The organism is Streptomyces sp. NPDC052701, from assembly GCF_040678355.1.
Classification (GTDB): domain Bacteria; phylum Actinomycetota; class Actinomycetes; order Streptomycetales; family Streptomycetaceae; genus Streptomyces.
In genome coordinates this window covers 138,301-160,345 of the sequence record NZ_JBFATO010000014.1, presented here as the reverse complement: position 1 = coordinate 160,345, position 22,045 = coordinate 138,301, and the positions used below count along the sequence as shown (strand labels likewise).

The 22,045-nt window shown below is 72.3% G+C and carries 22 protein-coding genes; 4 read left to right on the top strand and 18 right to left on the bottom strand.

Going from position 1 to position 22,045, the window contains the following annotated elements; translation table 11 throughout:
* Nucleotides 1-115 precede the first annotated feature (115 nt).
* The 3 genes from alr to AB0L29_RS18475 all read right to left on the bottom strand — a co-directional run bounded on the left by alr (nt 116) and on the right by AB0L29_RS18475 (nt 4,723).
* Complete coding sequence (gene alr / locus AB0L29_RS18485; protein WP_365828330.1) at nt 116-1,297, bottom strand: alanine racemase; 1,182 nt, start codon at nt 1,295-1,297, stop codon at nt 116-118.
* Between the two features lie 116 nt (nt 1,298-1,413).
* On the bottom strand, nt 1,414-3,138 hold the full coding sequence (locus AB0L29_RS18480) for a SpoIIE family protein phosphatase (RefSeq protein ID WP_365828328.1): 1,725 nt from the start codon (nt 3,136-3,138) through the stop codon (nt 1,414-1,416).
* Between the two features lie 145 nt (nt 3,139-3,283).
* Nucleotides 3,284-4,723, bottom strand: a complete 1,440-nt coding sequence (locus AB0L29_RS18475; protein WP_365828326.1) for an NAD(P)H-hydrate dehydratase — start codon at nt 4,721-4,723, stop codon at nt 3,284-3,286.
* A gap of 127 nt (nt 4,724-4,850) precedes the next feature.
* Between AB0L29_RS18475 and AB0L29_RS18470 the strand changes: the two genes are divergently transcribed.
* Complete coding sequence (locus AB0L29_RS18470) at nt 4,851-6,005, top strand: hypothetical protein (protein ID WP_365828324.1); 1,155 nt, start codon at nt 4,851-4,853, stop codon at nt 6,003-6,005.
* Between the two features lie 110 nt (nt 6,006-6,115).
* Here AB0L29_RS18470 and AB0L29_RS18465 read toward each other — a convergent pair whose 3' ends face one another.
* The 4 genes from AB0L29_RS18465 to glmS all read right to left on the bottom strand — a co-directional run bounded on the left by AB0L29_RS18465 (nt 6,116) and on the right by glmS (nt 10,165).
* Nucleotides 6,116-6,955 carry an RNA polymerase sigma factor SigF gene (locus tag AB0L29_RS18465; protein WP_365828398.1) on the bottom strand — a complete coding sequence of 280 codons (840 nt, stop codon included), beginning with the start codon at nt 6,953-6,955 and terminating at the stop codon, nt 6,116-6,118.
* A gap of 306 nt (nt 6,956-7,261) precedes the next feature.
* Nucleotides 7,262-7,633 (bottom strand): holo-ACP synthase, encoded by a 372-nt coding sequence (locus AB0L29_RS18460; RefSeq protein ID WP_365828322.1) that lies wholly within the window; start codon nt 7,631-7,633, stop codon nt 7,262-7,264.
* Between the two features lie 399 nt (nt 7,634-8,032).
* On the bottom strand, nt 8,033-8,203 hold the full coding sequence (locus AB0L29_RS18455; protein ID WP_365828320.1) for a hydrophobic protein: 171 nt from the start codon (nt 8,201-8,203) through the stop codon (nt 8,033-8,035).
* Between the two features lie 114 nt (nt 8,204-8,317).
* Nucleotides 8,318-10,165, bottom strand: coding sequence for a glutamine--fructose-6-phosphate transaminase (isomerizing) (gene glmS, locus AB0L29_RS18450; protein WP_365828318.1), 1,848 nt, complete (start codon nt 10,163-10,165; stop codon nt 8,318-8,320).
* Between the two features lie 190 nt (nt 10,166-10,355).
* On the opposite strand from glmS, the gene coaA reads away from it, so the two are divergent.
* Both coaA and AB0L29_RS18440 read left to right on the top strand, forming a co-directional pair.
* Entirely contained in the window at nt 10,356-11,324 is a 969-nt protein-coding gene (gene coaA / locus AB0L29_RS18445; RefSeq protein WP_365828396.1) for a type I pantothenate kinase, read from the top strand.
* Between the two features lie 24 nt (nt 11,325-11,348).
* A complete protein-coding gene (locus tag AB0L29_RS18440) occupies nt 11,349-12,341 on the top strand; it encodes a DUF389 domain-containing protein (protein WP_365828316.1) in 993 nt (330 codons plus the stop codon).
* Here AB0L29_RS18440 and glmM read toward each other — a convergent pair.
* From glmM to AB0L29_RS18420, 4 genes are all read right to left on the bottom strand, one after another.
* The gene (glmM, locus tag AB0L29_RS18435; protein WP_365828314.1) at nt 12,338-13,696 is read right to left on the bottom strand and encodes a phosphoglucosamine mutase; all 1,359 of its coding nucleotides are present in this window, start codon (nt 13,694-13,696) and stop codon (nt 12,338-12,340) included. The two genes, AB0L29_RS18440 and glmM, sit on opposite strands and share 4 nt — an antisense overlap.
* Nucleotides 13,697-13,928: 232 nt before the next feature.
* Nucleotides 13,929-14,441 (bottom strand): 30S ribosomal protein S9, encoded by a 513-nt coding sequence (gene rpsI / locus AB0L29_RS18430; protein ID WP_365828312.1) that lies wholly within the window; start codon nt 14,439-14,441, stop codon nt 13,929-13,931.
* A 42-nt stretch (nt 14,442-14,483) separates the two neighbouring features.
* On the bottom strand, nt 14,484-14,927 hold the full coding sequence (gene rplM / locus AB0L29_RS18425; protein ID WP_031118775.1) for a 50S ribosomal protein L13: 444 nt from the start codon (nt 14,925-14,927) through the stop codon (nt 14,484-14,486).
* A 171-nt stretch (nt 14,928-15,098) separates the two neighbouring features.
* Nucleotides 15,099-16,343: a glycosyltransferase 87 family protein gene (locus AB0L29_RS18420; RefSeq protein ID WP_365828311.1), complete on the bottom strand. Its 1,245-nt coding sequence runs from the start codon at nt 16,341-16,343 to the stop codon at nt 15,099-15,101.
* 74 nt (nt 16,344-16,417) lie between these two features.
* On the opposite strand from AB0L29_RS18420, the gene AB0L29_RS18415 reads away from it, so the two are divergent.
* Nucleotides 16,418-17,296 (top strand): hypothetical protein, encoded by an 879-nt coding sequence (locus AB0L29_RS18415; protein ID WP_365828309.1) that lies wholly within the window; start codon nt 16,418-16,420, stop codon nt 17,294-17,296.
* 469 nt (nt 17,297-17,765) lie between these two features.
* Here AB0L29_RS18415 and truA read toward each other — a convergent pair whose 3' ends face one another.
* From truA to infA, 7 genes are all read right to left on the bottom strand, one after another.
* Nucleotides 17,766-18,626, bottom strand: coding sequence for a tRNA pseudouridine(38-40) synthase TruA (truA, locus tag AB0L29_RS18410; RefSeq protein ID WP_365828307.1), 861 nt, complete (start codon nt 18,624-18,626; stop codon nt 17,766-17,768).
* A gap of 75 nt (nt 18,627-18,701) precedes the next feature.
* Nucleotides 18,702-19,217, bottom strand: coding sequence for a 50S ribosomal protein L17 (gene rplQ, locus AB0L29_RS18405; RefSeq protein WP_365828305.1), 516 nt, complete (start codon nt 19,215-19,217; stop codon nt 18,702-18,704).
* A 167-nt stretch (nt 19,218-19,384) separates the two neighbouring features.
* Nucleotides 19,385-20,407 (bottom strand): DNA-directed RNA polymerase subunit alpha, encoded by a 1,023-nt coding sequence (locus AB0L29_RS18400; protein ID WP_003966937.1) that lies wholly within the window; start codon nt 20,405-20,407, stop codon nt 19,385-19,387.
* Nucleotides 20,408-20,556: 149 nt separating this feature from the next.
* Nucleotides 20,557-20,961, bottom strand: coding sequence for a 30S ribosomal protein S11 (gene rpsK / locus AB0L29_RS18395; RefSeq protein ID WP_003956432.1), 405 nt, complete (start codon nt 20,959-20,961; stop codon nt 20,557-20,559).
* A gap of 65 nt (nt 20,962-21,026) precedes the next feature.
* The gene (gene rpsM / locus AB0L29_RS18390; protein ID WP_019526959.1) at nt 21,027-21,407 is read right to left on the bottom strand and encodes a 30S ribosomal protein S13; all 381 of its coding nucleotides are present in this window, start codon (nt 21,405-21,407) and stop codon (nt 21,027-21,029) included.
* 192 nt (nt 21,408-21,599) lie between these two features.
* Nucleotides 21,600-21,713 carry a 50S ribosomal protein L36 gene (gene rpmJ, locus AB0L29_RS18385; RefSeq protein WP_004984509.1) on the bottom strand — a complete coding sequence of 38 codons (114 nt, stop codon included), beginning with the start codon at nt 21,711-21,713 and terminating at the stop codon, nt 21,600-21,602.
* A 58-nt stretch (nt 21,714-21,771) separates the two neighbouring features.
* Nucleotides 21,772-21,993: a translation initiation factor IF-1 gene (gene infA, locus AB0L29_RS18380; RefSeq protein ID WP_003948620.1), complete on the bottom strand. Its 222-nt coding sequence runs from the start codon at nt 21,991-21,993 to the stop codon at nt 21,772-21,774.
* Nucleotides 21,994-22,045: the final 52 nt, after the last annotated feature.

The following is a 22,045-nucleotide window of genomic DNA, read 5'->3' as shown; positions in this document are numbered from 1 at the left end:
GGCTGCTGATCGGGCTGTCGCCGGGGCCGCCGTCCGGGCCGGCCGGGACGTCGCACCGGCGGCGCGGGCCCACGTCCGCCGGTCCGGACGAGCGCCGGACGGGACCCTGTGCGGGTTACCCGTCCTCTCCCTCATTCACATAGACGCGCGGAACACGCGTTCCGATCCGGGTGACGATCTCGTACGCGATGGTGCCCGCGGCCTGCGCCCAGTCCTCGGCGGTGGGCTCGCCGCGGTCGCCGGGCCCGAAGAGGACCGCCTGCGCGCCCGGCTCGGGCTCGTCCCCGCCCAGGTCGACGACGAACTGGTCCATCGCGACCCGCCCCGCGACCGTGCGCCACTTGCCCTCCACCAGCACCGGGCCGGCCGAGGAGGCGTGTCGCGGGACGCCGTCCGCGTAGCCGAGGGGCACCAGGCCGAGGGTGGTCTCGCCGGGCGTGACGTAGTGGTGGCCGTAGCTGACGCCGTGGCCGCCCGGGACGCGTTTGACCAGCGCCAGGGAGGCCGACAGCGTCATCACCGGGCGCAGCCCGAAGTCGGCCGGGGAGCCGAGCTCGGGGCTGGGCGAAATGCCGTACAGGGCGATCCCGGTCCGTACCAGGTCGAAGTGGCTGTCGGGGACGGTGAGGGTGGCGGGCGAGTTGGCGATGTGCCGCACCTCGGGGCGCACGCCCCGCTCCTCGGCGTACGCCGTCATCTCCCAAAAGCGCGCGAGCTGGGCGGCGATGGAGGGATGTCCCGGCTCGTCGGCGCAGGCGAAGTGCGACCACAGCCCGGTGATCCGGATCAGCCCCTCGGCCTCGGCGCGCAGGGCCTCGCCGACCAGTTCGGCCCAGTCCCCGCCCGGCTGGCAGCCGCCCCGTCCCAGACCGGTGTCGGCCTTGAGCTGCACGCGCGCGGGCCGCCCCGCCGACCGTGCCGCCCGGGTGACCTCCCGCAACGCCCACATCGCACCGACGGACACATCGAGGTCGGCCTCGATCGCCTCCCGCCAGGGCCCGCCCGGGGTCCACAGCCAGCACATGATCCTCACGTCGGCCGGCAGTCCCGCCCCGGGGGCGCGGAGCACGAGGGCCTCCTCGGGCGTGGCGGTGCCCAGCCAGGTGGCGCCCGCCGCGACGGCCGCACGGGCGCACCGGGCCGCTCCGTGGCCGTAGGCGTCGGACTTCACGACGGCCATGAGGGCCGCGCCCGGCGCGTGGGCGCGCAGGGCCCGCACGTTGGCCCGCAGGGCGGCCAGGTCGATCTCGGCACGGGCCCGCAGGGGAGCGGTGGGCAGGGCAGCTGTCTCGTTCATCGCGCCCAGTGTCTCAGAGGGGTGTGACGGCCTCGGGGCACCGGCCCCGCCGGGGGCGGCCCCCGTCCGCGGCGGCCTCCCCCGCCCGTCCTCCCCGCGCACCGGCCGGCCCGGGGTCAGCCGTGCTCGGGGACGCGCAGCACGAGGACGGCGACGTCGTCCTCGTTGTCGACGGGGCGGGTGCGGCTGAGGAGGTGGTCGACGAACGGCTCCAGGGGGCGGTGGGCCAGGGAGGCGGCGTGCCGGCGCAGCCGGTCCAGTCCCACGTCGACGGACTGGGCGGGTGCTTCGACGAGACCGTCGGTGTACAGCACCAGGGTGGATCCCGGCGGCAGCAGCTCGGTCGCGTCGACGCGGGCCGGGTCGGTCGCGGTGCCCAGGAGGATGCCGTGGCCCTCGGTGAGGTACTTGGCCAGGCCGTCGTGGGTGACCAGCAGGGGCGGGGGGTGGCCGGCGTTGGTCCAGGTCAGGTGGTACCCCCCGTCCGCTGAGCGGGTCATGCGGACGAGGATCAGGGTCGCCATGGAGACCTCGGCGATGTGCCGGGCCGCGTGGTCGAGCCACTCGACGATTCTGCTCGGCGGTTGCTTCTGCGACCAGGCGTAGGCGCGCAGCATGTTGCGCAGCTGCGCCATGCCGGCCGCCGCGTCCAGGTCGTGCCCGACGACGTCCCCGACGACCAGGGCGGTGGCGCCGTCCGCCAGGACGAAGGCGTCGTACCAGTCCCCGCCGACCTGCGAGGCGTCCGGTGCGGGCAGGTACCGGGCGGTCATCTCCAGGCCCGGCAAGCGCGGCAGCTGCGGCAGCAGGTGGCGCTGCATGGTCTCGGCGACCTTGCGCTGCCGCTGGTAGAGCCGGGCGTTGTCCAGGGCCAGCCCGGCTCGGCGGGTGATGTCCTCCAGCAGCGCGATGTCGCCGGGGGCGAACGGCTCCGGCCGCTCGGAGCGGCCCAGGGTCAGGGCGCCCAGGACCTCCCGCAGGCTGCGGATCGGGGCGATGGCGGCCGAGTGCATGCCGGTCGCGTCGAACAGGCGCCGCTGTTCGACCGCGATGCCCGAGTCGGGCGGTCCCTGGTAGGTCTTCGGCCCGGCCAGGGTTGAGGCGACCCCGCGCAGGGCGCGGGACAGGGGCATCGGGGACTCCTCGGGCACCGGCGGCATCGGGCCCTGCAGGTCCTCCCGTCGCGTCAGGACACCGTTTCGCGCGTGGGTGACGGAGTGCCGCCAGACCTCGTCGCGTTCGGTGATCAGGTCGATGACGGCCCAGTCGGCGAGGCGCGGCAGCACCAGGCTCACCAGTCGGTGCAGCGCCTCGTCGACGTCGAGGGTGGAGGTCAGCAGCGTGGTCGTCTCGGCCAGCAGGGCGAGCCGTTCCAGTTCGGTGAGCGTGGTGCCGGCCGGCTCGGCGGTCCGTCCGGCCGTGTCGGCGTCGCCCTGGGGGTGGAAGAGCACGAGCGTGGTCGCGGGCAGCCCGGCGACCACGCAGGGCGTGGCCAGCCAGGAGATGCGGACCAGGGAGCCGTCGCCGCGTTCCGCCCATTCCTCGGCGCCCTGCTCGGTGCGCCCGGCGAGGATGGCCTTCCGCAGCCCGCACCGGCTCCTCGGTACGGGCTCCCCGTGCCGGGTGCGGTGCAGCAGGTCGTGCGCGTCCTCGCCGACCAGTTCCTCGGCGGACCGGGCCAGGAGCTGCTCGGCCCGGGCGTTGACGCCCATGATGCGGCCCTGCTCGTCGGCGAGGTAGGCACCGGCGTCCAGGGCGTCCAGGGTCCGGGTGAGCGCCGTCAGAGCCTCGCCCGCCCGGCGCCCGCCGTCTCCTCTGTCCGCCGTGTCGGGGTTCGTCATGTGCCGCCTCCTCGCCGCCGCAGGACCCCCGCCGCGGCCGGCGTCCGTCCCGTCCCTGCCCCGATCCTCGTGTGCCCCCGACGGCGGAGCCGACGCGGGGCCGCTTCCCGGAGCACCGGATCACCGCTCCCGCCCGCGCACCGGCTCAATCGGACCATCCGGTCACGTTCCGCCACGCCTGCGGGATCGCGTCCGCCACGTCGTGCGCCCCCACCGGCGCCCCGTTCGAGGCGAACCGCCCGGCCAGCCCGTGCAGGTACGCCGCCGCGCTCCCCGCGTCCACGGCGGACAGTCCCGCCGCCAGCAGCGAACCCGCCAGCCCCGACAGCACGTCCCCGCTGCCGGCCGTGGCCAGCCACGGCGTCCCCGTCGGGTTCACCCGTACGGTTCCGCCCCCGGGGCCGGCCACCAGGGTCGTCGACCCCTTCAGCAGCACGGTCGCCCCGTACCGCCCCGCCAGCTCCCGCACCGCGCCGAGCCGCGCCCCCTCGACGGCCCCCCGCTCCACCCCGAGCAACGCCGCGGCCTCCCCGGCGTGCGGTGTCATCAGCGTCGGCGCCGTACGTCCCCGCACCGCCCGCGCGTCCGCCAGCCGCAGCCCGTCCGCGTCGATCAGCACGGGCACGTCCGCCTCCAGCACCTCGGCGACGGTGCCGGCGTCGTCCCCCGCCCCGGGTCCGACGACCCACGCCTGCACCCGTCCCGCCTTGTGCGGCCCCCGGTCGGACACCAGGGTCTCGGGGAACCGGGCGAGGACGGCCTCCCCCGCCGGACCGACGTAGCGCACCGCCCCGGCTCCGCCGCGCAGCGCCCCCGCCACGGCGAGCACGGCGGCGCCCGGATAGCGCACGGACCCGGCGGCGATCCCGACGACCCCCCGCCGGTACTTGTCGCTCTGCGCGGCCGGCACCGGCAGCAGCCGCGCCACGTCCGCGTGCTGCAACGCCTCCAGTTCGGGCCCGGCGGGCAGCTCCAGCCCGATGTCGACCAGCCGTACGGACCCGGCGTACTCCCGTGCCGGGTCGATCAGCAGTCCCGGCTTGTGCGTTCCGAAGGTCACCGTGAGATCGGCCCGCAATGCGGCTCCGCGCACCTCGCCGGTGTCGGCGTCGACCCCGCTGGGCAGGTCGACGGCGACCACGGCGGCCCGCGACCGCTCGGCCGCGGCGGCCAGCAAGGCCGCGTCCGGCCGCAGTCCGCCCTTGCCGCCGATGCCCACGATGCCGTCCACGACCAGGTCCGCCCGGCCGATCAGCTCCTCGGCGCCGGCCGTGCCCACGGCCCGGCCGCCCGCCCGGCGCAGGGCCGCGAGCCCCGGGGCGTGGGCGCGCTCCGGGGCGAGCAGCACCGCCGTCACCCCGGCTCCGCGCCGGGCCAGCCGGGCCCCGGCGTACAGCGCGTCACCGCCGTTGTCCCCGCTGCCGACCAGCAGCACGACCCGGCTGCCGTACACCCCCGCCAGCAGGTCCGCGCAGGCCGCGGCGAGTCCGGCGGCGGCGCGTTGCATCAGCGCCCCCTCCGGCAGCCGTGCCATCAGCTCCCGCTCGGCCGTCCTGACCGTCTCCACGCTGTACGCAGTACGCATGCGGCCGAGTCTTCCGTACCGGCCGCCCCGGCCGCATCCATTGACGCTTCGCCATGCCCCTGCCAAACTGCCGCCCCCCACAGGACGAATCGATTCAGTCGAACCGGTTCGACGAGAGGACGCCTCCATGGGACGCAGAGCCGCACTCCTCGCCGCAGCCGGCGCCACCGCCCTCGTCACCGCCGCGGGCGTCCCGGCCGCCGACGCGGCCCCTTCGCGGGCGACGGCCGCGGCCTGCGGCGAGGGCTCGTACCAGGCCGAGGCCGTGCAGAGCGGCGGCACCTGGACCGTCCGGCGCGGCGGCAGCACCGTCCACACCGGCACCGACCTGCGGGCCGCCGTGCAGGCGGCGGTGAACAGCCTGACGCCCGGCCGTACCGCCAAGGAGCGGGTCGTCGTGCGCGGCTCGGGCCCGATGCCGGCTTCCTCCCGCATCTCCCTGCCGAGCTACACCGTGCTCGACGTCTGCGGCACCATCGACGTCACCGGCAGCGGCACCGGCGACCAGGCGCCGGTCTACTCCCGCGGCACCCGGGACGTCGAGGTGCAGCACCTGAACCTCACCGGCACCCCGCTGTACGGCGTCTTCCTGCGCAACGTCCAGAACGTGACGCTCGGCCAGATCGACATGCGCCTGTCGTCCGGCCTCGGCGTCCGGATCGACAACCGCGGCGACACCAGCCAGTGGACGCGCAACGTCCGTATCGACAGCGTCCACGTCTCCGGCGCCTCCAGCCACGCGGTGGAGACCTACGGCGTCGACGGCCTCACCGTCGGCACGGTGACCGCCCGCGACGTCGGGGAGTCGGGCCTGCTGCTCAACCAGACGATCAACGCCACCGTGACGAGGGTCGACGCGGAGAACGCGGGCACCGGCACCGGCTACGCGGCCTTCCGCATGGCCAACCGCAACGGGCGCGTCGGCAGCTCGTACCCCACCAACATCCGCGTGGGCGAGGTGATCGCGCGCGGCGGCGGCCGCGGGGTGTTCTGCGTCTCGGAGAGCGGCGGCGTGACGATCGACAGGGTGACGATCTCCCGCACCGGCAACAACGCGGTCCTGATCGAGAACTGCTACAACGTGAACCTGGCCGCGCAGAGCGGCAGCGTCACGGGCGGCGGCGAGATCCGCCTGGCGGCCCGCTCCGAGTTCCCGAACAACAGGGACATCACCGTCCAGAACCTGACGGTGACCGACTCGGCGATACGGGAGAGCCCCTGCGGCGAGAACACCACGTTCCGCAACAACAACCTGGTCAACAGCAGCCAGTCGATCTGCTGACGGCCGCCCGGCGCCCCGCCGGGGCGACACGGGGGGGGCGACACGCCGGGACGACACGCCGGGGCGGGGCCGGAACACTCCGGCCCCGCCCCGGCCCGCCGTCTCCCGCCTCAGTCGGTGGTCAGCATGCCCTCGCGCAGCCGCTTCAGGGTGCGCGACAGCAGACGCGAGACGTGCATCTGCGAGCAGCCGAGCATTTCGGCGATGCGCGCCTGGGTCATCTCCTCGACGAACCGCCAGTGGATGATCTTCCGCTCCCGCTCGTCGAGCTCGGCGATCATCGGGGCCAGGGCGTGGAAGTCCTCGATCAGCCCCAGGGCGGTGTCCTCGGACCCGATGAAGTCCGCCAGGACCGTCTCGCCGTCCGGCTCACCGCCGATGGCGGCGTCCAGCGAGGCGGAGTTGTAGCCGTTCGCGGCGATCCGGGCCTCGATGACCTCTTCCTCGGTCAGGCTCATCAGCTGCGCGAGCTCCTTGACCGTGGGCGTGCGGCCGAGGCGGGTGCACAGCTCCTCGGTGGCCCTGGCGAGCTGCACCCGGGCCTCCTGCAGGCGGCGCGGCACGTGCACGGACCAGGAGGTGTCCCGGAAGAACCGCTTGATCTCACCGACGATGTACGGGATCGCGAAGGAGGTGAACTCCACCTCGCGGGACAGCTCGAACCGGTCGATGGCCTTGATCAGACCGATCGTGCCGACCTGGACGATGTCCTCCCGCTCCTCCGCGCCCCGGCTGCGGAACCGGCCGGCCGCGAAGCGGACGAGGGACATGTTCATCTCGATGAGGGTGTTCCGCGCGTACTGGTACTCGGGCGTGCCCTCCTCCAGGTGCGCGAGCTGCTCGAAGAACAGTTTCGACAGCTCTCGGGCGTCCTGCGGCGCGACCCCCGCGGGATCGGCGACCTCCGGCAGCTCGGCCACAGCCTGCTCCCGGTCCGTCCGGGGAATCATCGCCGTCACTTGTGGTCCTCCCTGTCCAGCAGACGCCTTCGATACGAAGTAGCAGAACAGCTTCTACCCCGATCTCACAGGACATGCCTGTTTGATTCGTGGCCGTTCTCCACCCGGCCGGAGTTCGGCGGCCGACGGGCCGCCGGGACCGCGGCGACACCGTCCCCCTCGGTCGTCACGGAAGACGAAGTGCCCGCGAGCGCGCCGGTGATTCCGGCGTGGACGCGGGTCCGACTCCGGTACAGGCACGCGGGTCCGACTCCGGTGTGGGCGCGGGTCCGACTCCGGTGTGGACGCGGCCGGGTGTCAGCCCTCCGCGATCACCACCGCCGACGCCACCCCCGCGTCATGGCTCAACGACACGTGCCACGAGCGCACCCCGAGCTCCGCCGCCCGCGCCGCGACCGTCCCCGTGACCCGCAGCCGGGGCTGCCCGCTGTCCTCGACGTAGACCTCGGCGTCCGTCCAGTGCAGGCCCGCCGGCGCGCCGAGCGCCTTCGCGACCGCCTCCTTCGCCGCGAAGCGGGCGGCGAGCGAGGCCGCGCCCCGGCGCTCTCCGCTGGGCCGCAGCAACTCGCTGTCCAGGAACAACCGTCGGGCCAGCCCGGGCGTGCGCTCCAGCGATGCCGCGAACCGGTCGATCTCGGCCACATCGATCCCGACCCCGATGATGCTCATGCCGTGCACCTTACGAGGGTGCGGTACGGGGTGGAGTACGGGGGTGACACGCCCCCGCGACAGCCGGCGAGCACCCGGGACACGTAAAGCCCTCAAGGCCCTTGAGACATACGAAGAACCCGGGACATACGAAGAACCCGGGACATACGAAGAACCCAGGACATCCGAAGAACCCGAGACATTCAAAGCATTCGAAGCATCCAGGGCATCGAAAGCGTCCAAGGCGTCCCCGGAACACAAAGAATGCAAGAACACCGAAACCCGAAAAGGCGTCAGACACGAGAGAGCGGGGCCCGGATCGGACCGGACCCCACTCCCTCGCACGCCACAGATCGCCCCGGAGCGCCTTGATTGCTCCGGCACCGCGCCGCTACGAACCGACCGCCACCGCCACCGGCGCTACCAGCGGTACCAGCGCCCTCGCCGGCCACCCGTCCCCGCCGGGCGGACGATGAAGCCCAGCAGCCACAGCACCAGCACGAAGACGGCGATCCACCACAGCGCCTTCACTGCGAAGCCGGCCCCGAAGAGAAGCACGGCCAGGAGAAGAACCAGAAGAAGGGGAACCATTCCTATCAACCTCCGGTCCATCGAGTGCCCGCTCAACGACCGGACAAGCGCCCCGAGTTCACGGTTTTTTCACCAGAACCCGGGGAATTCGCACAGGTTCGGCACCCGGTGGGCTCACTCCACCGTCACGGACTTCGCGAGGTTGCGCGGCTGGTCCACCTCGTTGCCGCGGGCCGTGGCCAGCTCGCAGGCGAACACCTGCAGGGGGACGGTGGCGACCAGCGGCTGCAGCAGCGTCGGCGTGGCCGGGATCCGGATCAGGTGGTCGGCGTAGGGGACGACCGCCTCGTCGCCCTCCTCGGCGATCACGATCGTGCGCGCGCCCCGGGCCCGGATCTCCTGGATGTTGGACACGATCTTGTCGTGCAGCACGGACCGCCCGCGCGGCGACGGCACGACCACCACCACCGGCAGGTCCTCCTCGATCAGGGCGATCGGGCCGTGCTTGAGCTCGCCCGCCGCGAAGCCCTCGGCGTGCATGTAGGCGAGCTCCTTCAGTTTGAGCGCGCCCTCCAGGGCCACGGGATACCCGACGTGCCGCCCCAGGAAGAGCACCGTGTTCTTGTGGGCGAGGCTCCGCGCCAGCTCGCGCACCGGCTCCATGGTCTCCAGCACCCGCTCGACCTCGCCGGAGATCTGCGCCAGGTCCCGGACGACGGCCTGGATCTCGTCGCCCCACTTGGTGCCGCGCACCTGCCCGAGGTACAGGGCGACCAGGTAGCAGGCGACCAGTTGCGTCAGGAACGCCTTGGTGGAGGCGACGGCCACCTCCGGCCCCGCGTGCGTGTACAGCACCGCGTCGGACTCGCGCGGGATCGTCGAGCCGTTGGTGTTGCAGACGGCGAGCACCCGGGAGCCCTGCTCACGGGCGTGCCGTACCGCCATCAGGGTGTCCATGGTCTCCCCGGACTGGGAGATGGCGACGACGAGCGTCCGCGGGTCCAGGATCGGGTCCCGGTAGCGGAACTCGCTGGCCAGCTCCACCTCGCACGGGATCCGCGTCCAGTGCTCGATGGCGTACTTGGCGATCAGCCCGGCGTGGAAGGCCGTGCCGCACGCGACGACGACGATCTTGTCGACCTCCCGCAGCACCCCCGGCGGGATGCGCACCTCGTCGAGGGTCAGGGAGCCGGACGCGTCGATGCGGCCGAGGAGCGTGTCGGCGACCGCCTTGGGCTGCTCGGCGATCTCCTTGAGCATGAAGTAGTCGTAGCCGCCCTTCTCGGCGGCCGAGGTGTCCCAGTCGACGTGGTAGGAGCGGACCTCGGCCGGGCCGCCGTCGAAGCCGGTGACCGTCACGCCGTCCCGGCGCAGCTCCACGACCTGGTCCTGGCCCAGCTCGATCGCCGAGCGGGTGTGGGCGATGAACGCGGCGACGTCCGAGGCGAGGAAGGCCTCGCCCTCCCCGACGCCGACCACGAGCGGCGAGTTGCGCCGCGCGCCGACCACCACGTCGGGCTCGTCGGCGTGCACGGCGACGAGGGTGAACGCCCCCTCCAGCCGCCGGCACACCAGCCGCATCGCCTCGGCGAGGTCGGCGCAGGACGAGAACTCCTCGGCGAGCAGATGGGCGACGACCTCGGTGTCGGTCTCGGAGGCCAGGTCGTGGCCCCGGTCCGCCAGCTCGGCCCGCAGCGCGGCGAAGTTCTCGATGATGCCGTTGTGCACCACCGCGACCCGCCCCGCGTTGTCGATGTGCGGGTGGGCGTTGGCGTCGGTCGGTCCGCCGTGCGTGGCCCACCGGGTGTGCCCGATGCCCGTCGAGCCGGTCGGCAGCGGCCGGTCGACCAGCTCCTTCTCCAGGTTGACCAGCTTCCCGGCCTTCTTGGCCGCCGCCAGCCCCCCGTCCGCGAGCACGGCGACGCCCGCCGAGTCGTATCCCCGGTACTCCAGCCGCTTCAGCCCGGCCATCACGACCTCGAGCGCCGACTGCGGCCCCACGTATCCCACGATTCCGCACATGGGTGGCAGCGTACGGCCCGCGTGGCGCCCGATTCCCGCGCCTCGTGCCCGGAATCGGAAATTCCCACCGTCGTACGAACGCGGATCGCGCACCCCGGCCCGGCCCTCCGCAGCCCCGGCGTGACCCACCCCACCCCCCGGCCCGTTCAAACTCCGTTAACAATGGACTGTGATCTCTCCGGTCTCCCCGATGCCCCGGAGCGCCCACCGGCAGCGGCCGGAGGCGACTCCCTACGTCGATCTCACCCGCGCGGAGTGGAGCGCGCTGCGGGACAAGACGCCGCTGCCGCTGACGGCCGAGGAGGTCGAGAGGCTGCGCGGTCTCGGTGACGTCATCGACCTCGACGAGGTGCGGGACGTCTACCTGCCGCTGTCCCGGCTGCTCAACCTGTACGTCGGCGCCACCGACGGGCTCAGAGGGGCGCTGAACACCTTCCTCGGCGAGCAGGGCTCCCAGTCGGGCACGCCCTTCGTCATAGGGGTCGCCGGTTCCGTCGCCGTCGGCAAGTCCACCGTCGCCCGCCTGCTGCAGGCCCTGCTGTCCCGCTGGCCGGAGCACCCGCGCGTCGAGCTGGTGACGACGGACGGCTTCCTGCTGCCCACCAGGGAGCTCCAGGCCCGCGGGCTGATGTCGCGGAAAGGTTTCCCCGAGTCCTACGACCGCCGCGCCCTGACCCGCTTCGTCGCCGACATCAAGGCGGGCAAGGACGAGGTGACCGCGCCCGTCTACTCCCACCTCATCTACGACATCGTCCCCGGCGAGAAACTCGTCGTGCGGCGGCCCGACATCCTGATCGTGGAGGGGCTGAACGTGCTGCAGCCCGCCCTGCCCGGCAAGGACGGCCGCACCCGGGTCGGCCTCGCCGACTACTTCGACTTCAGCGTGTACGTCGACGCCCGCACCGAGGACATCGAGCGCTGGTACCTGAGCCGCTTCGGGAAGCTGCGCGAGACCGCCTTCCAGAACCCGTCCTCGTACTTCCGCAAGTACACCCAGGTCTCCGAGGAGGAGGCCCTCGACTACGCCCGCACGATGTGGCGCACGATCAACAGGCCGAACCTCGTGGAGAACATCGCCCCCACCCGCGGCCGGGCCACCCTCGTCGTGCGCAAGGGCCCCGACCACAAGGTGCAGCGACTGCGCCTGCGCAAGCTGTGACACCGGCCTGCTAGAAAGGGCGCCATGCTGCATCTGCGCCTGATCACCCCGGCCGAGAAGACCGACTCCGTGGTCCGCCTGATCCGGACCACGGTCGGCACCGCCCACCTCGTGGTGATGCCGGGCGCCGCCCTCAGCCCCTCAGGCGACGTCGTCATGTGCGACGTGGCACGCGAGGCGGGCGACGAGCTCATCGGCGCGCTGCGGGAGCTGGACCTGGACAGGAGCGGGTCCATCGCGGTGGAGAACATCGACCTGTCGCTGTCCGAGCGCGCCGACCGGGCCGAGGAGGAGGCGCCCGGCGAGGGCGCGGACGCGGTGCTGTGGGAGCACCTGGCGGACGCGACGCACGAGGAGTCGACCCTCTCGGTCACCTACGTCGCCTTCATCACGCTGGCGACGATGATCGCGGCCTGCGGCGTGGTCCTGGACAACGCGATCCTGATCGTCGGCGCGATGGCGGTGGGCCCGGAGTTCGGTCCGCTCGCCGGCATCTGCACGGCGGTGGTGCAGCGCGCCCCCCGGCCGGCCCTGCGCTCGCTGGTCGCGCTGCTGGCGGGCTTCGCGGCGGCGATGGCGGTGACGGTCGGCTTCAGCCTCTTCATGGACGCGGTCGGCCTGTTCAGCGAGGAGCGGCTGGAGGCCGACCGGCCCAACACCGGTTTCATCTACGCCCCGGACTGGTTCTCGTTCGTGGTGGCGGTCCTCGCCGGCGCCGCCGGCACGCTCTCGCTGACCTCCGCCAAGTCCGGCGCCCTGGTCGGCGTCGCGATCTCCGTGACGACGGTCCCGGCCGCCGCCAACGCGGCCGTGGCCCTGATCTACGGCGACGCCAACCAGACCCTGCTCTCGACGGAGCAGCTCCTGCTCAACCTGCTGGGCATCATCCTGGCCGGCACCCTCACCCTGCTGGTCCAGAAGTGGCTGTGGGCCAGGCAACGCGGCCGTCTGGTGAAGCCGGGCAGGCCTCGGGCCCTGCGGCCGGACTCCCGCCCGCCCGGCGGCGACGGGTCCTAGCCGAGCGCCGACTTCACCGCGTCGGCCAGCCGGCCCGCCACGGACCGGGCCTGTTCGATGTCGGCCGCCTCGACCATCACCCGCACCAGCGGCTCGGTCCCCGACGGCCGCAGCAGCACCCGTCCGGTCGACCCCAGCTCCCGCTCCGCGTCGGCGACCGCCGCCGCGAGGTCCCCGGAGGTGCCGACGCGCGACTTGTCGACGTCCGGCACGTTGACCAGCACCTGCGGCAGCCGCTCCATCACGGACGCCAGGTCCCGCAGCGTACGGCCGCTCTGCGCGACGCGGGCGGCGAGCAGCAGGCCGGTCAGCGTGCCGTCGCCGGTCGTCGCGTGGTCGAGGACGATCACGTGCCCGGACTGCTCGCCGCCGAGCGCGTAGCCGTGCTCCTTCATCTCCTCCAGGACGTAGCGGTCGCCGACCGCGGTCTGGACGAGCCGGATGCCCTCGCGCTCCATGGCGAGCTTGAAGCCGAGGTTGGACATGACGGTGGCGACGACGGTGTCGGAGCGCAGTGCGGAACGCTCCCGCATCGCCAGCGCGAGCACGGCCAGGATCTGGTCGCCGTCCACCTCCTCGCCGGTGTGGTCCACGGCCAGGCAGCGGTCGGCGTCGCCGTCGTGCGCGATGCCGAGGTCGGCGCCGTGCTCGACGACGGCGGCCTTGAGCCGGTCGAGGTGGGTGGAGCCGCAGCCGTCGTTGATGTTGAGGCCGTCCGGCTCGGCGCCGATGGTGACGACCTCGGCGCCGGCGCGCTGGAACGCCTCCGGCGAGACCCGGGCGGCGGCCCCGTGCGCCTCGTCGAGGACGATCCTCAGCCCGTCGAGCCGGTTCGGCAGGACGCTCATCAGGTGCGAGACGTACCGCTCGACGCCCTCCTCGTACTCCCGGACCCGCCCCACGCCCGCGCCGGTGGGCCGCTCCCACGGCTCGCCGCCCCGGTGCTCCTGGTACACGGCCTCGATCCGGTCCTCCAGCTCGTCGGCGAGCTTGTGGCCGCCGCGCGCGAAGAACTTGATGCCGTTGTCGGGCATGGCGTTGTGGCTGGCGGAGAGCATCACACCGAGGTCGGCGCCGAGGGCGCCGGTGAGGTACGCCACCGCGGGCGTCGGCAGCACGCCGACCCGCAGCACGTCGACGCCGGCGCTGGCCAGGCCCGCGACCACGGCGGCCTCCAGGAACTCCCCGGACGCGCGCGGGTCACGTCCGACCACCGCGGTCGGCCGGTGTCCTTCGAACGTGCCCGCCTCGGCCAGCACGTGCGCCGCGGCGACGGAGAGGCCGAGGGCCAGCTCGGCCGTCAGGTCCGCGTTGGCGACACCGCGCACGCCGTCCGTGCCGAAGAGTCGTCCCACTTGTCCTCCTGAGGAAGCGTCAGTTCCGGAAGCGGTGCCGGTGCGGCCCGCGCACGCTGCTTCCGCATCCCAGGCACGCGATGACATGCGATGCCCGGCCATCCCATCACACAAGCACATCAGCCTTTGAGCGCCTTGTGCCGTTATACGCCCATGGCCCGCGATAAACGAACGCCCCGGCGGCACTGTGGCGTGCCGCCGGGGCGTTCGGAGTACGAGCGGGCAGCGCGGGTCAGCGCTTGCTGTACTGCGGAGCCTTGCGGGCCTTCTTCAGACCGGCCTTCTTCCGCTCGACCGCGCGGTCGTCGCGGCGCAGGAAGCCGGCCTTCTTCAGCGGACCGCGGTTGTTGTCGACGTCCGCCTCGTTCAGCGCGCGGGCGACACCGAGACGGAGCGCACCGGCCTGACCGGAGACACCGCCGCCGGAGATGCGGGCGACGACGTCGTAACGGCCCTCGAGCTCGAGCACCTTGAAGGGCTCGTTCACTTCCTGCTGGTGCACCTTGTTCGGGAAGTAGTCCTCGAGGGTGCGGCCGTTGATCTTCCACTTGCCGGTGCCCGGGACGATCCGGACACGGGCGATGGCCTCCTTGCGGCGGCCCAGGCCGGCGGCCGGCTGGGGCTCGCCGAAGCGGGAGGCGAGGGACTCCGAGGTGTACTCGCCCTCGACGGGGACCTCGGACTCGGTGGTGTAGCTGTCGATGTCAAGCTCTTCGAGCGGCTGCTCGGCAGTGGTCTCGGCCACGATTCTCCTCAGATTCTCTTCAGTCTTAGGGGGTGGCCGGACTTACTGCGCGACCTGGGTGATCTCGTACGGCTGCGGCTGCTGCGCGCCGTGCGGGTGCTGGTCACCCTTGTAGACCTTCAGCTTCGAGAGCATCTGACGGCCCAGGGAGTTCTTGGGGAGCATGCCCTTGACGGCCTTCTCGATGGCCTTCTCGGGGTTCTTGTCAAGCAGCTCGTCGTAGCGGACCGAGCGCAGACCGCCCGGGTAGCCGGAGTGGCGGTACGCCATCTTCTGGGTCCGCTTGTTGCCGGACAGGTGCACCTTGTCGGCGTTGATGATGATGACGAAGTCACCAGCGTCGACGTGCGGCGCGTAGATCGGCTTGTGCTTGCCCCGCAGAAGGGTGGCGGCAGTGCTGGCGAGACGGCCCAGGACAACGTCCTGAGCGTCGATGACGTGCCACTGGCGCGTCACATCGCCGGGCTTGGGGCTGTACGTACGCACGGTTCGTAGCCTTCGCTTCGAGTGAATGGTCCTAGACAAGGTCACCGAAACGATCACGACAGCCTTGACCGCACTGCGGTGACGCAAACCGCGTGCCGGTCGCTGGTCATCGGCCCGGTGGACCGGTGTAAGGGCCCGTCCCGTGAGAATGAGCAAGCCAATACACAACGACTAGGCAGGATACCGGGGTGCCCCAGGCGGGTCAAAACGCGGGATCGCTGCCTCCTTCGAGTGTACGGGGTGCGCGGGGCCCGCCCCCCGGCGTGGCCCGGCGGCGTCGCCGCCCGGCCGGAACGCCTGCCGGGCCACCGTGGCCGCCAGCACCCCCAGCGTGACCGCGTCCTTGAAGGCCCGCCGCCGCGCCGTCTCCAGATAGGGCCAGGTCAGACCCGGCAGCTGCGGGACCAGGGCGAGCCAGAACCAGGGCCTGCGGGCCGCCGAGCCGGGATACGGCAGCCCGGCCAGCAGCAGCGGCAGGACGACCAGGAGGTAGTGGTCGTACGACGGGCGTGAGACGAGGAACACCGAGAGCATCAGCCCCGTGGACGTCTCCACGAGCCGGAGCGGGCCGGGGTCGGCGCGGCGCCAGCGGCGGCGGGCGCACAGCACCCCGGCGGCGGCCGCCAGCAGCGCGACCGCCCCGGCCGCCGGCCGGGGCGTCCCCAGCCGCGGCAGCACCGCCGCCGGGGAGGCCTCGTAGAGCCGGACGAATCCGTCGTCGCCGTGCAGCAGGAAGGGCAGGGTGCGGGTGAGGAAGCCCGTCGGGTCGGGCAGCGCCAGGGCCGCCGCCGCCGAGGCGGCCGCCGGCACCAGCACGAGCACCCCCAGGGCCCGCCAGCGGCGGGCGAGGACGAACAGCAGCGCCATCGGGGCGAGCAGCGGCTTCAGCGTCACCGCGGCGCCGACGACCGCGCCCGCCGCCACCCAGCGGCCCCGCCCGGCCAGCAGCAGGCACAGCGGCAGCGCCAGGGCCGCCGTCACCGTCCAGTTGCCCAGCAGCACCAGATGTCCGAACGGCGCGAAGCCCGCCGCGAGACCGGCCAGGCCCAGGGCCGCGAAGCGGCTGTGCAGCGGGACGCCGTGCAGGCGCAGCGCACAGGCCCAGCCCAGCGCCAGGCAGGCCGTCACCGTCACCGGCACCAGCACGCGCAGCGCGCCGGGCGGCAGCAGGGTCTGCGGGGCCGCCGCCAGGACCGCGCCCGGCAGGTAGAGGAAGTGCGGATCGTCGTACGGCGAGCCGCCCGCCAGCCAGGTGCGCGCGGCCCGCACGACGATGGCGTTGTCCATGCCGCCGTCCGCGGTCGTCCGCGCCGCGTGCGCCGCCGGCGCCGCGAGCACCGCGGCGAGCACCGCCCACAGATGCCAGGTCGCCGGTCGCACCAACCACCCGGAGATGTCGCTTTTGCCCGTCGTCATTGGAGGAACGCTAGGGGGTCCGCGGCCCAATGGGGCGCAACAGCACGCCCCTTGGCCCGTCTAAGATGCGCCCCATGAGCTATGGGCAGGGGGGACCTCAGTCCCAGTGGGATCCCTGGAAACCGCATTCCCAGCAGCCCTGGGACGGCGGTGGGGGCCAGTCGCCCGACTGGGCGGCGCTCGCCGAGGCGTCCGAGGCCCGCAAGAAGCGGCGCCGGCTGCTGTTCATCGGCGGCGGCGCGCTCGCCACCGTCGCGGTCGCGAGCGCCGTGGCGGTGGCGGTCGTCTCGGCGAACGGCGACAGCCGGGCGTCGAACAACCCGGTCTCCCAGCTGCCCTCGACCGCGGACATCCCGAGCGCGAGCGCCTCGGCACCGTCGTTCGCGCCGACCAGCGCGCCGCCCCCGCTGGACCCGAGGGACTTCATCGCCAGCGCGAGCAAGGACAAGGCTCCGCTGAGCCCGCAGACCCTCTTCCCGGGCACCCAGCTGACCATGGGCCAGACGGTCTACAAGAAGGGTCCGACGGCCGACACGAGGAACTGCGCCTCGGCCGCCCGGCAGACCCTGCCCAAGGTCCTCACCGCGAACGACTGCACGCGCCTGATACGCGTCACCTACACCAGGGACGGCGTCGCGGTGACGGTCGGCGTGGCCGTCTTCAACACCGAGGCCCAGGCGACGAACGCCAAGAAGCAGGCCGACACCAAGAGCATCGTCGATTCGCTGTCCGGCGGCGGCGTCAAGGACTTCTGCGACGGCGCCGTCTGCCGCACGACGACCAACTCCCTGGGCCGCTACGCCTACTTCACCATCGCCGGCTTCACCAGCGGCAAGGACGTCACCACGAAGGACACGGCGGTCTTCTCCACCGGCGACGACCTGGCGGAGTTCACCTTCCGCCAGATCCGCCGCCGCGGCGAGGCGCAGGCGTCGGCGGCGGTCGGCCAGTAGCCGCCGCCCGGACGCGCCGGCGGCAGGACGCCGGCGCCGCGGACTTCCGTGACACCGGGCGTCTCCCGCTCGCGTGGTTCCACGGTGAGGTGGCCGGTGGTACCGGCCGGGACCGGCGCCACCAGGCCCGGGACGACGGGCCGCGTCTCCCTCGTGACCGCCCGCTGCGGGTCCTCGATCGGGACCGGGGCGGGCCGGCCCGGCGTGGACGTTCCGCCGGGGACGGACGGGTGGTGGTCCGGTACCGGGGGCCGTCGAGAGGGCCGTCGTGCGGCTCGTCGTGGCACGGCCGGGTCCGCCGGGCGGGGAGGCACGACACCGGGATCCCCTGGGTCCGCGACGCCCGGTGGCGCGCCTCGTACGCCGTGGGGTACGGGGCGAACGAGTGCAGGCGCGGCGGCCGGCGGACTGCTCGCCGCCCGGGCGCGCGGCCGGCCGGCGCACCGCACCGGCCCGCCCCCGGGACGGTTCAGCAGCACCCGGAGGGACCGGGCAGCGACCGCTTGTTCCGCGCCTCCCGGCTGCGCGCCGCCAGCAGCTCGTCCGCCGGATAGCCGACCTCCTCCAGCGTCAGCCCGTGCGGCCGTACGACGTGCACCGCGGAGTCCCGCACACCGGCCGCCAGCACCTTCGCGGGCCAGTCCGGCGGGCGGTGCCCGTCGCCCACGAACAGCAGCGCCCCGATGAGCGAGCGCACCATGTTGTGGCAGAAGGCGTCGGCCCGGACGGTGGCCGTGACGATCCCGTCGTCCCCGCGTACGAGGCGCAGCTCCTGGAGGGTCCGGATGGTCGTGGCACCCTCGCGCTTCTTGCAGTACGCGGCGAAGTCGTGCTCGCCCAGCAGCCCGCGCGCGGCCTCGTTCATGGCGTCGACGTCCAGCGGCCAGTCGTGCCACAGGACGTGCCCGCGCAGCAGCGGGTCCACCCCGCCCGGGTTGTCGGTGACGCGATAGGCGTAGCGCCGCCAGATCGCCGAGAAACGGGCGTCGAAACCGGGCGGGGCCTCCCTCAGGGCCCACACCCGCACGTCCTTGGGCAGCCGCCCGGCGAGCCGCTTGAGCAGCTTCGGCTTGTGCTCGGCCCACACCTCGCGCGGCAGGTCCACGTGCGCCACCTGTCCGCGCGCGTGCACCCCCGCGTCGGTCCGCCCGGCCACGGTCAGCTCGTACGTCGTGTGCCCCGACCGCGTGACGGTCCGCAGGGCCTCCTCGATCTCCCCCTGCACCGTCCGCCGGCCGCCGGGCTGCCTGGCCCAGCCGTGGAAGCCGGTACCGTCGTAGGACAGGTCGAGGCGGACGCGGACGTGCCCGGGCTGTACTTCGTCACTCACTCCTGGATCCTCTCGGGTACGCGAAAGCGGGCCCGCCCCGAAGGGCGGACCCGCCGCGAACGCTCAGGCAGGGCCTCAGGCGTCCTTGGACTCCTCGGCGGGAGCCTCCTCGGCCTTGGCGTCCTCGACCGGGGCCTCGTCGGCCTTGGTCTCCTCCGCCTTGGCCTCCTCGGCCTCCTTGACCGCGCGCTTGGTGGCGGCCTCGGCCTCACCGGTCGCCTGCTGCGCCACCGTCAGCGCCTCCACCAGCTCGATGACGGCCATGGGCGCGTTGTCGCCACGGCGGTTACCGATCTTGGTGATGCGGGTGTAGCCACCCGGACGGTTCTCGTAGCGCGGGCCGATCTCGGTGAAGAGCGTGTGGACGATGCTCTTGTCCGTGATGACCTGCAGCACCTGACGGCGGTTGTGAAGGTCGCCCTTCTTCGCCTTGGTGATCAGACGCTCGGCGTACGGGCGCAGGCGGCGGGCCTTCGCCTCGGTGGTGGTGATGCGGCCGTGCTCGAAGAGCGACTTCGCGAGGTTCGCGAGCAGCAGCTTCTCGTGCGCGGCACTGCCGCCCAGACGGGCACCCTTGGTGGGCTTCGGCATGGTTCTTCTCCTGTGTGTCTGCCCCGGCCGTATCAGGTACCGGGGTCAGTATCCGAGCAGGCGGTCGCCTGTCGGAGATCCGGGGCGCCTTTCGAGCGCCCCGGAGGATCCGTGCCCCAAGGGGCGCGGGGAACTGCGCGACCGGCCGCAGCGGGCCGGCAGCCGGATCAGTACTGCTCGGTCTCCACGAAACCGGCGTCCGCGTCGTCGTCGGCACCGAACGCGTCGGCCGCGGCGGTCGGGTCGAATCCGGGCGGGCTGTCCTTGAGCGCGAGGCCCATACCGGCCAGCTTCGCCTTGACCTCGTCGATGGACTTCGCACCGAAGTTGCGGATGTCCAGCAGGTCCGCCTCGGAGCGGGCGACGAGCTCACCCACGGAGTGGATGCCCTCGCGCTTGAGGCAGTTGTACGACCGAACGGTGAGCTCCAGCTCCTCGATCGGCAGCGCCAGGTCGGCGGCGAGCGCGGCGTCCGTCGGGGACGGGCCCATGTCGATGCCCTCGGCGTCGATGTTGAGCTCGCGGGCCAGACCGAACAGCTCGACCAGGGTCTTGCCGGCCGACGCCATGGCGTCACGCGGACGCATGGCCTGCTTGGTCTCGACGTCGACGATCAGCTTGTCGAAGTCGGTGCGCTGCTCGACACGGGTCGCCTCGACCTTGTAGGTGACCTTGAGGACCGGCGAGTAGATGGAGTCGACCGGAATGCGGCCGATCTCCTGGCCGACCTGCTTGTTCTGCACGGCGGAGACGTAGCCGCGACCGCGCTCGACGGTCAGCTCCATCTCCAGCTTGCCCTTGCCGTTGAGCGTGGCGAGGACGAGGTCGGGGTTGTGCACCTCGACACCGGCCGGGGGCGCGATGTCGGCGGCGGTGACCAGACCCGGGCCCTGCTTGCGCAGGTACATCACGACCGGCTCGTCGTGCTCGGAGGAGACGACCAGCTGCTTGATGTTGAGGATCAGGTCGGTGACGTCCTCCTTGACGCCCGGCACGGTGGTGAACTCGTGCAGGACGCCGTCGATGCGGATGGACGTGACCGCCGCACCCGGGATCGAGGACAGGAGCGTACGGCGCAGGGAGTTGCCGAGGGTGTAGCCGAAGCCCGGCTCCAGCGGCTCGATCACGAACCGGGAGCGGAACTCGTCGACGACCTCTTCGGTCAACGAGGGACGCTGAGCGATCAGCATGTGTGGATCAGATCCTTCAGTCGTGGGCGCCCGCTATATGACACCCGACGGAAGCCGCCCCCGAACGAGGGGACGGGTACTGCAAGGGTACGGGCGGCACGACCCTCGCGGACCGTACCGCCCGAAAACCCGCGGCGAGGAGCCGTGCGTCAGACGCGGCGGCGCTTCGGCGGACGGCAGCCGTTGTGCGGGGTCGGCGTGACGTCCTGGATGGAGCCGACCTCGAGGCCGGTCGCCTGCAGGGAGCGGATCGCGGTCTCACGACCGGAGCCCGGGCCCTTGACGAAGACGTCGACCTTGCGCATGCCGTGCTCCTGGGCGCGGCGGGCGGCCGACTCGGCGGCCATCTGCGCGGCGAACGGCGTGGACTTCCGGGAGCCCTTGAAGCCGACGTGGCCGGCGGAGGCCCAGGAGATCACGTTGCCGGACGGGTCCGTGATGGAGACGATCGTGTTGTTGAACGTGCTCTTGATGTGCGCGTGGCCGTGAGCGACGTTCTTCTTTTCCTTGCGGCGCACCTTCTTGGCAGCGCCCTGACGTCCCTTGGGGGGCATCTCTTAACTCCTACGGGAGGTGGTCGGTCCTACAGCGAAGACCGTGGACAGGCGTCCGCTGCGGACTACTTCTTGCCCGGCTTCTTCTTGCCGGCGATGGCGCGACGCGGGCCCTTGCGGGTGCGGGCGTTGGTGCTCGTGCGCTGACCACGGACGGGCAGACCGCGGCGGTGACGCAGACCCTGGTACGTGCCGATCTCGACCTTGCGGCGGATGTCGGCCTGGATCTCGCGACGGAGGTCACCCTCGGTCTTGATGTTGTTGTCGACGTACTCGCGGATCGCGACCAGCTGCTCCTCGGTGAGGTCCCGAACACGGGTGTTCGGGTCCACGCCGGTGGCGGCCAGCGTCTGCTGGGAAAGGGTCCGGCCGATGCCGAACACGTAGGTCAGGGCGATCTCCACGCGCTTGTCGCGCGGGATGTCGACACCGGAAACGCGTGCCATTCAATGGCTCCTGGTGATCTTCGGAGGTCTGCCGCAGAACCGGTTCCCAGCCGCCGTATCAGGTACGGACTGGGTCCCCGGCCTCCGAGCCGGGGGTGTCGAGCCGGGACGGCTCGGGTCCTGCGTATGAACATACTCAGCTCGCGTCGCGCGAATCTCTGCGATAGCGGTGCAGAGGGTGTGATCGTGCGGTCAGCCCTGGCGCTGCTTGTGGCGCGGGTTCTCGCAAATGATCATGACCCGGCCGTGACGGCGGATCACCCTGCACTTGTCGCAGATCTTCTTGACGCTCGGCTTGACCTTCATGGGTGTGAGGTTCTCCGGGTCAGTGCCACCACCCCGTCACCCGGGGCGCGGGCAAGATCTACTTGTAGCGGTAGACGATCCGGCCACGGGTCAGGTCGTACGGAGACAGCTCCACCACGACCCGGTCGTCAGGGAGGATGCGGATGTAGTGCATACGCATCTTGCCGCTGATGTGTGCCAGGACCTGGTGGCCGTTCTGGAGCTCGACCTTGAACATGGCGTTCGGAAGAGACTCGACGACAGTGCCCTCGATCTCGATGGCACCTTGCTTCTTGGCCACGCTTCGCCCTTCGAATCGACTACCTTGATCGACTCCTGCGCGCACCGTTGAC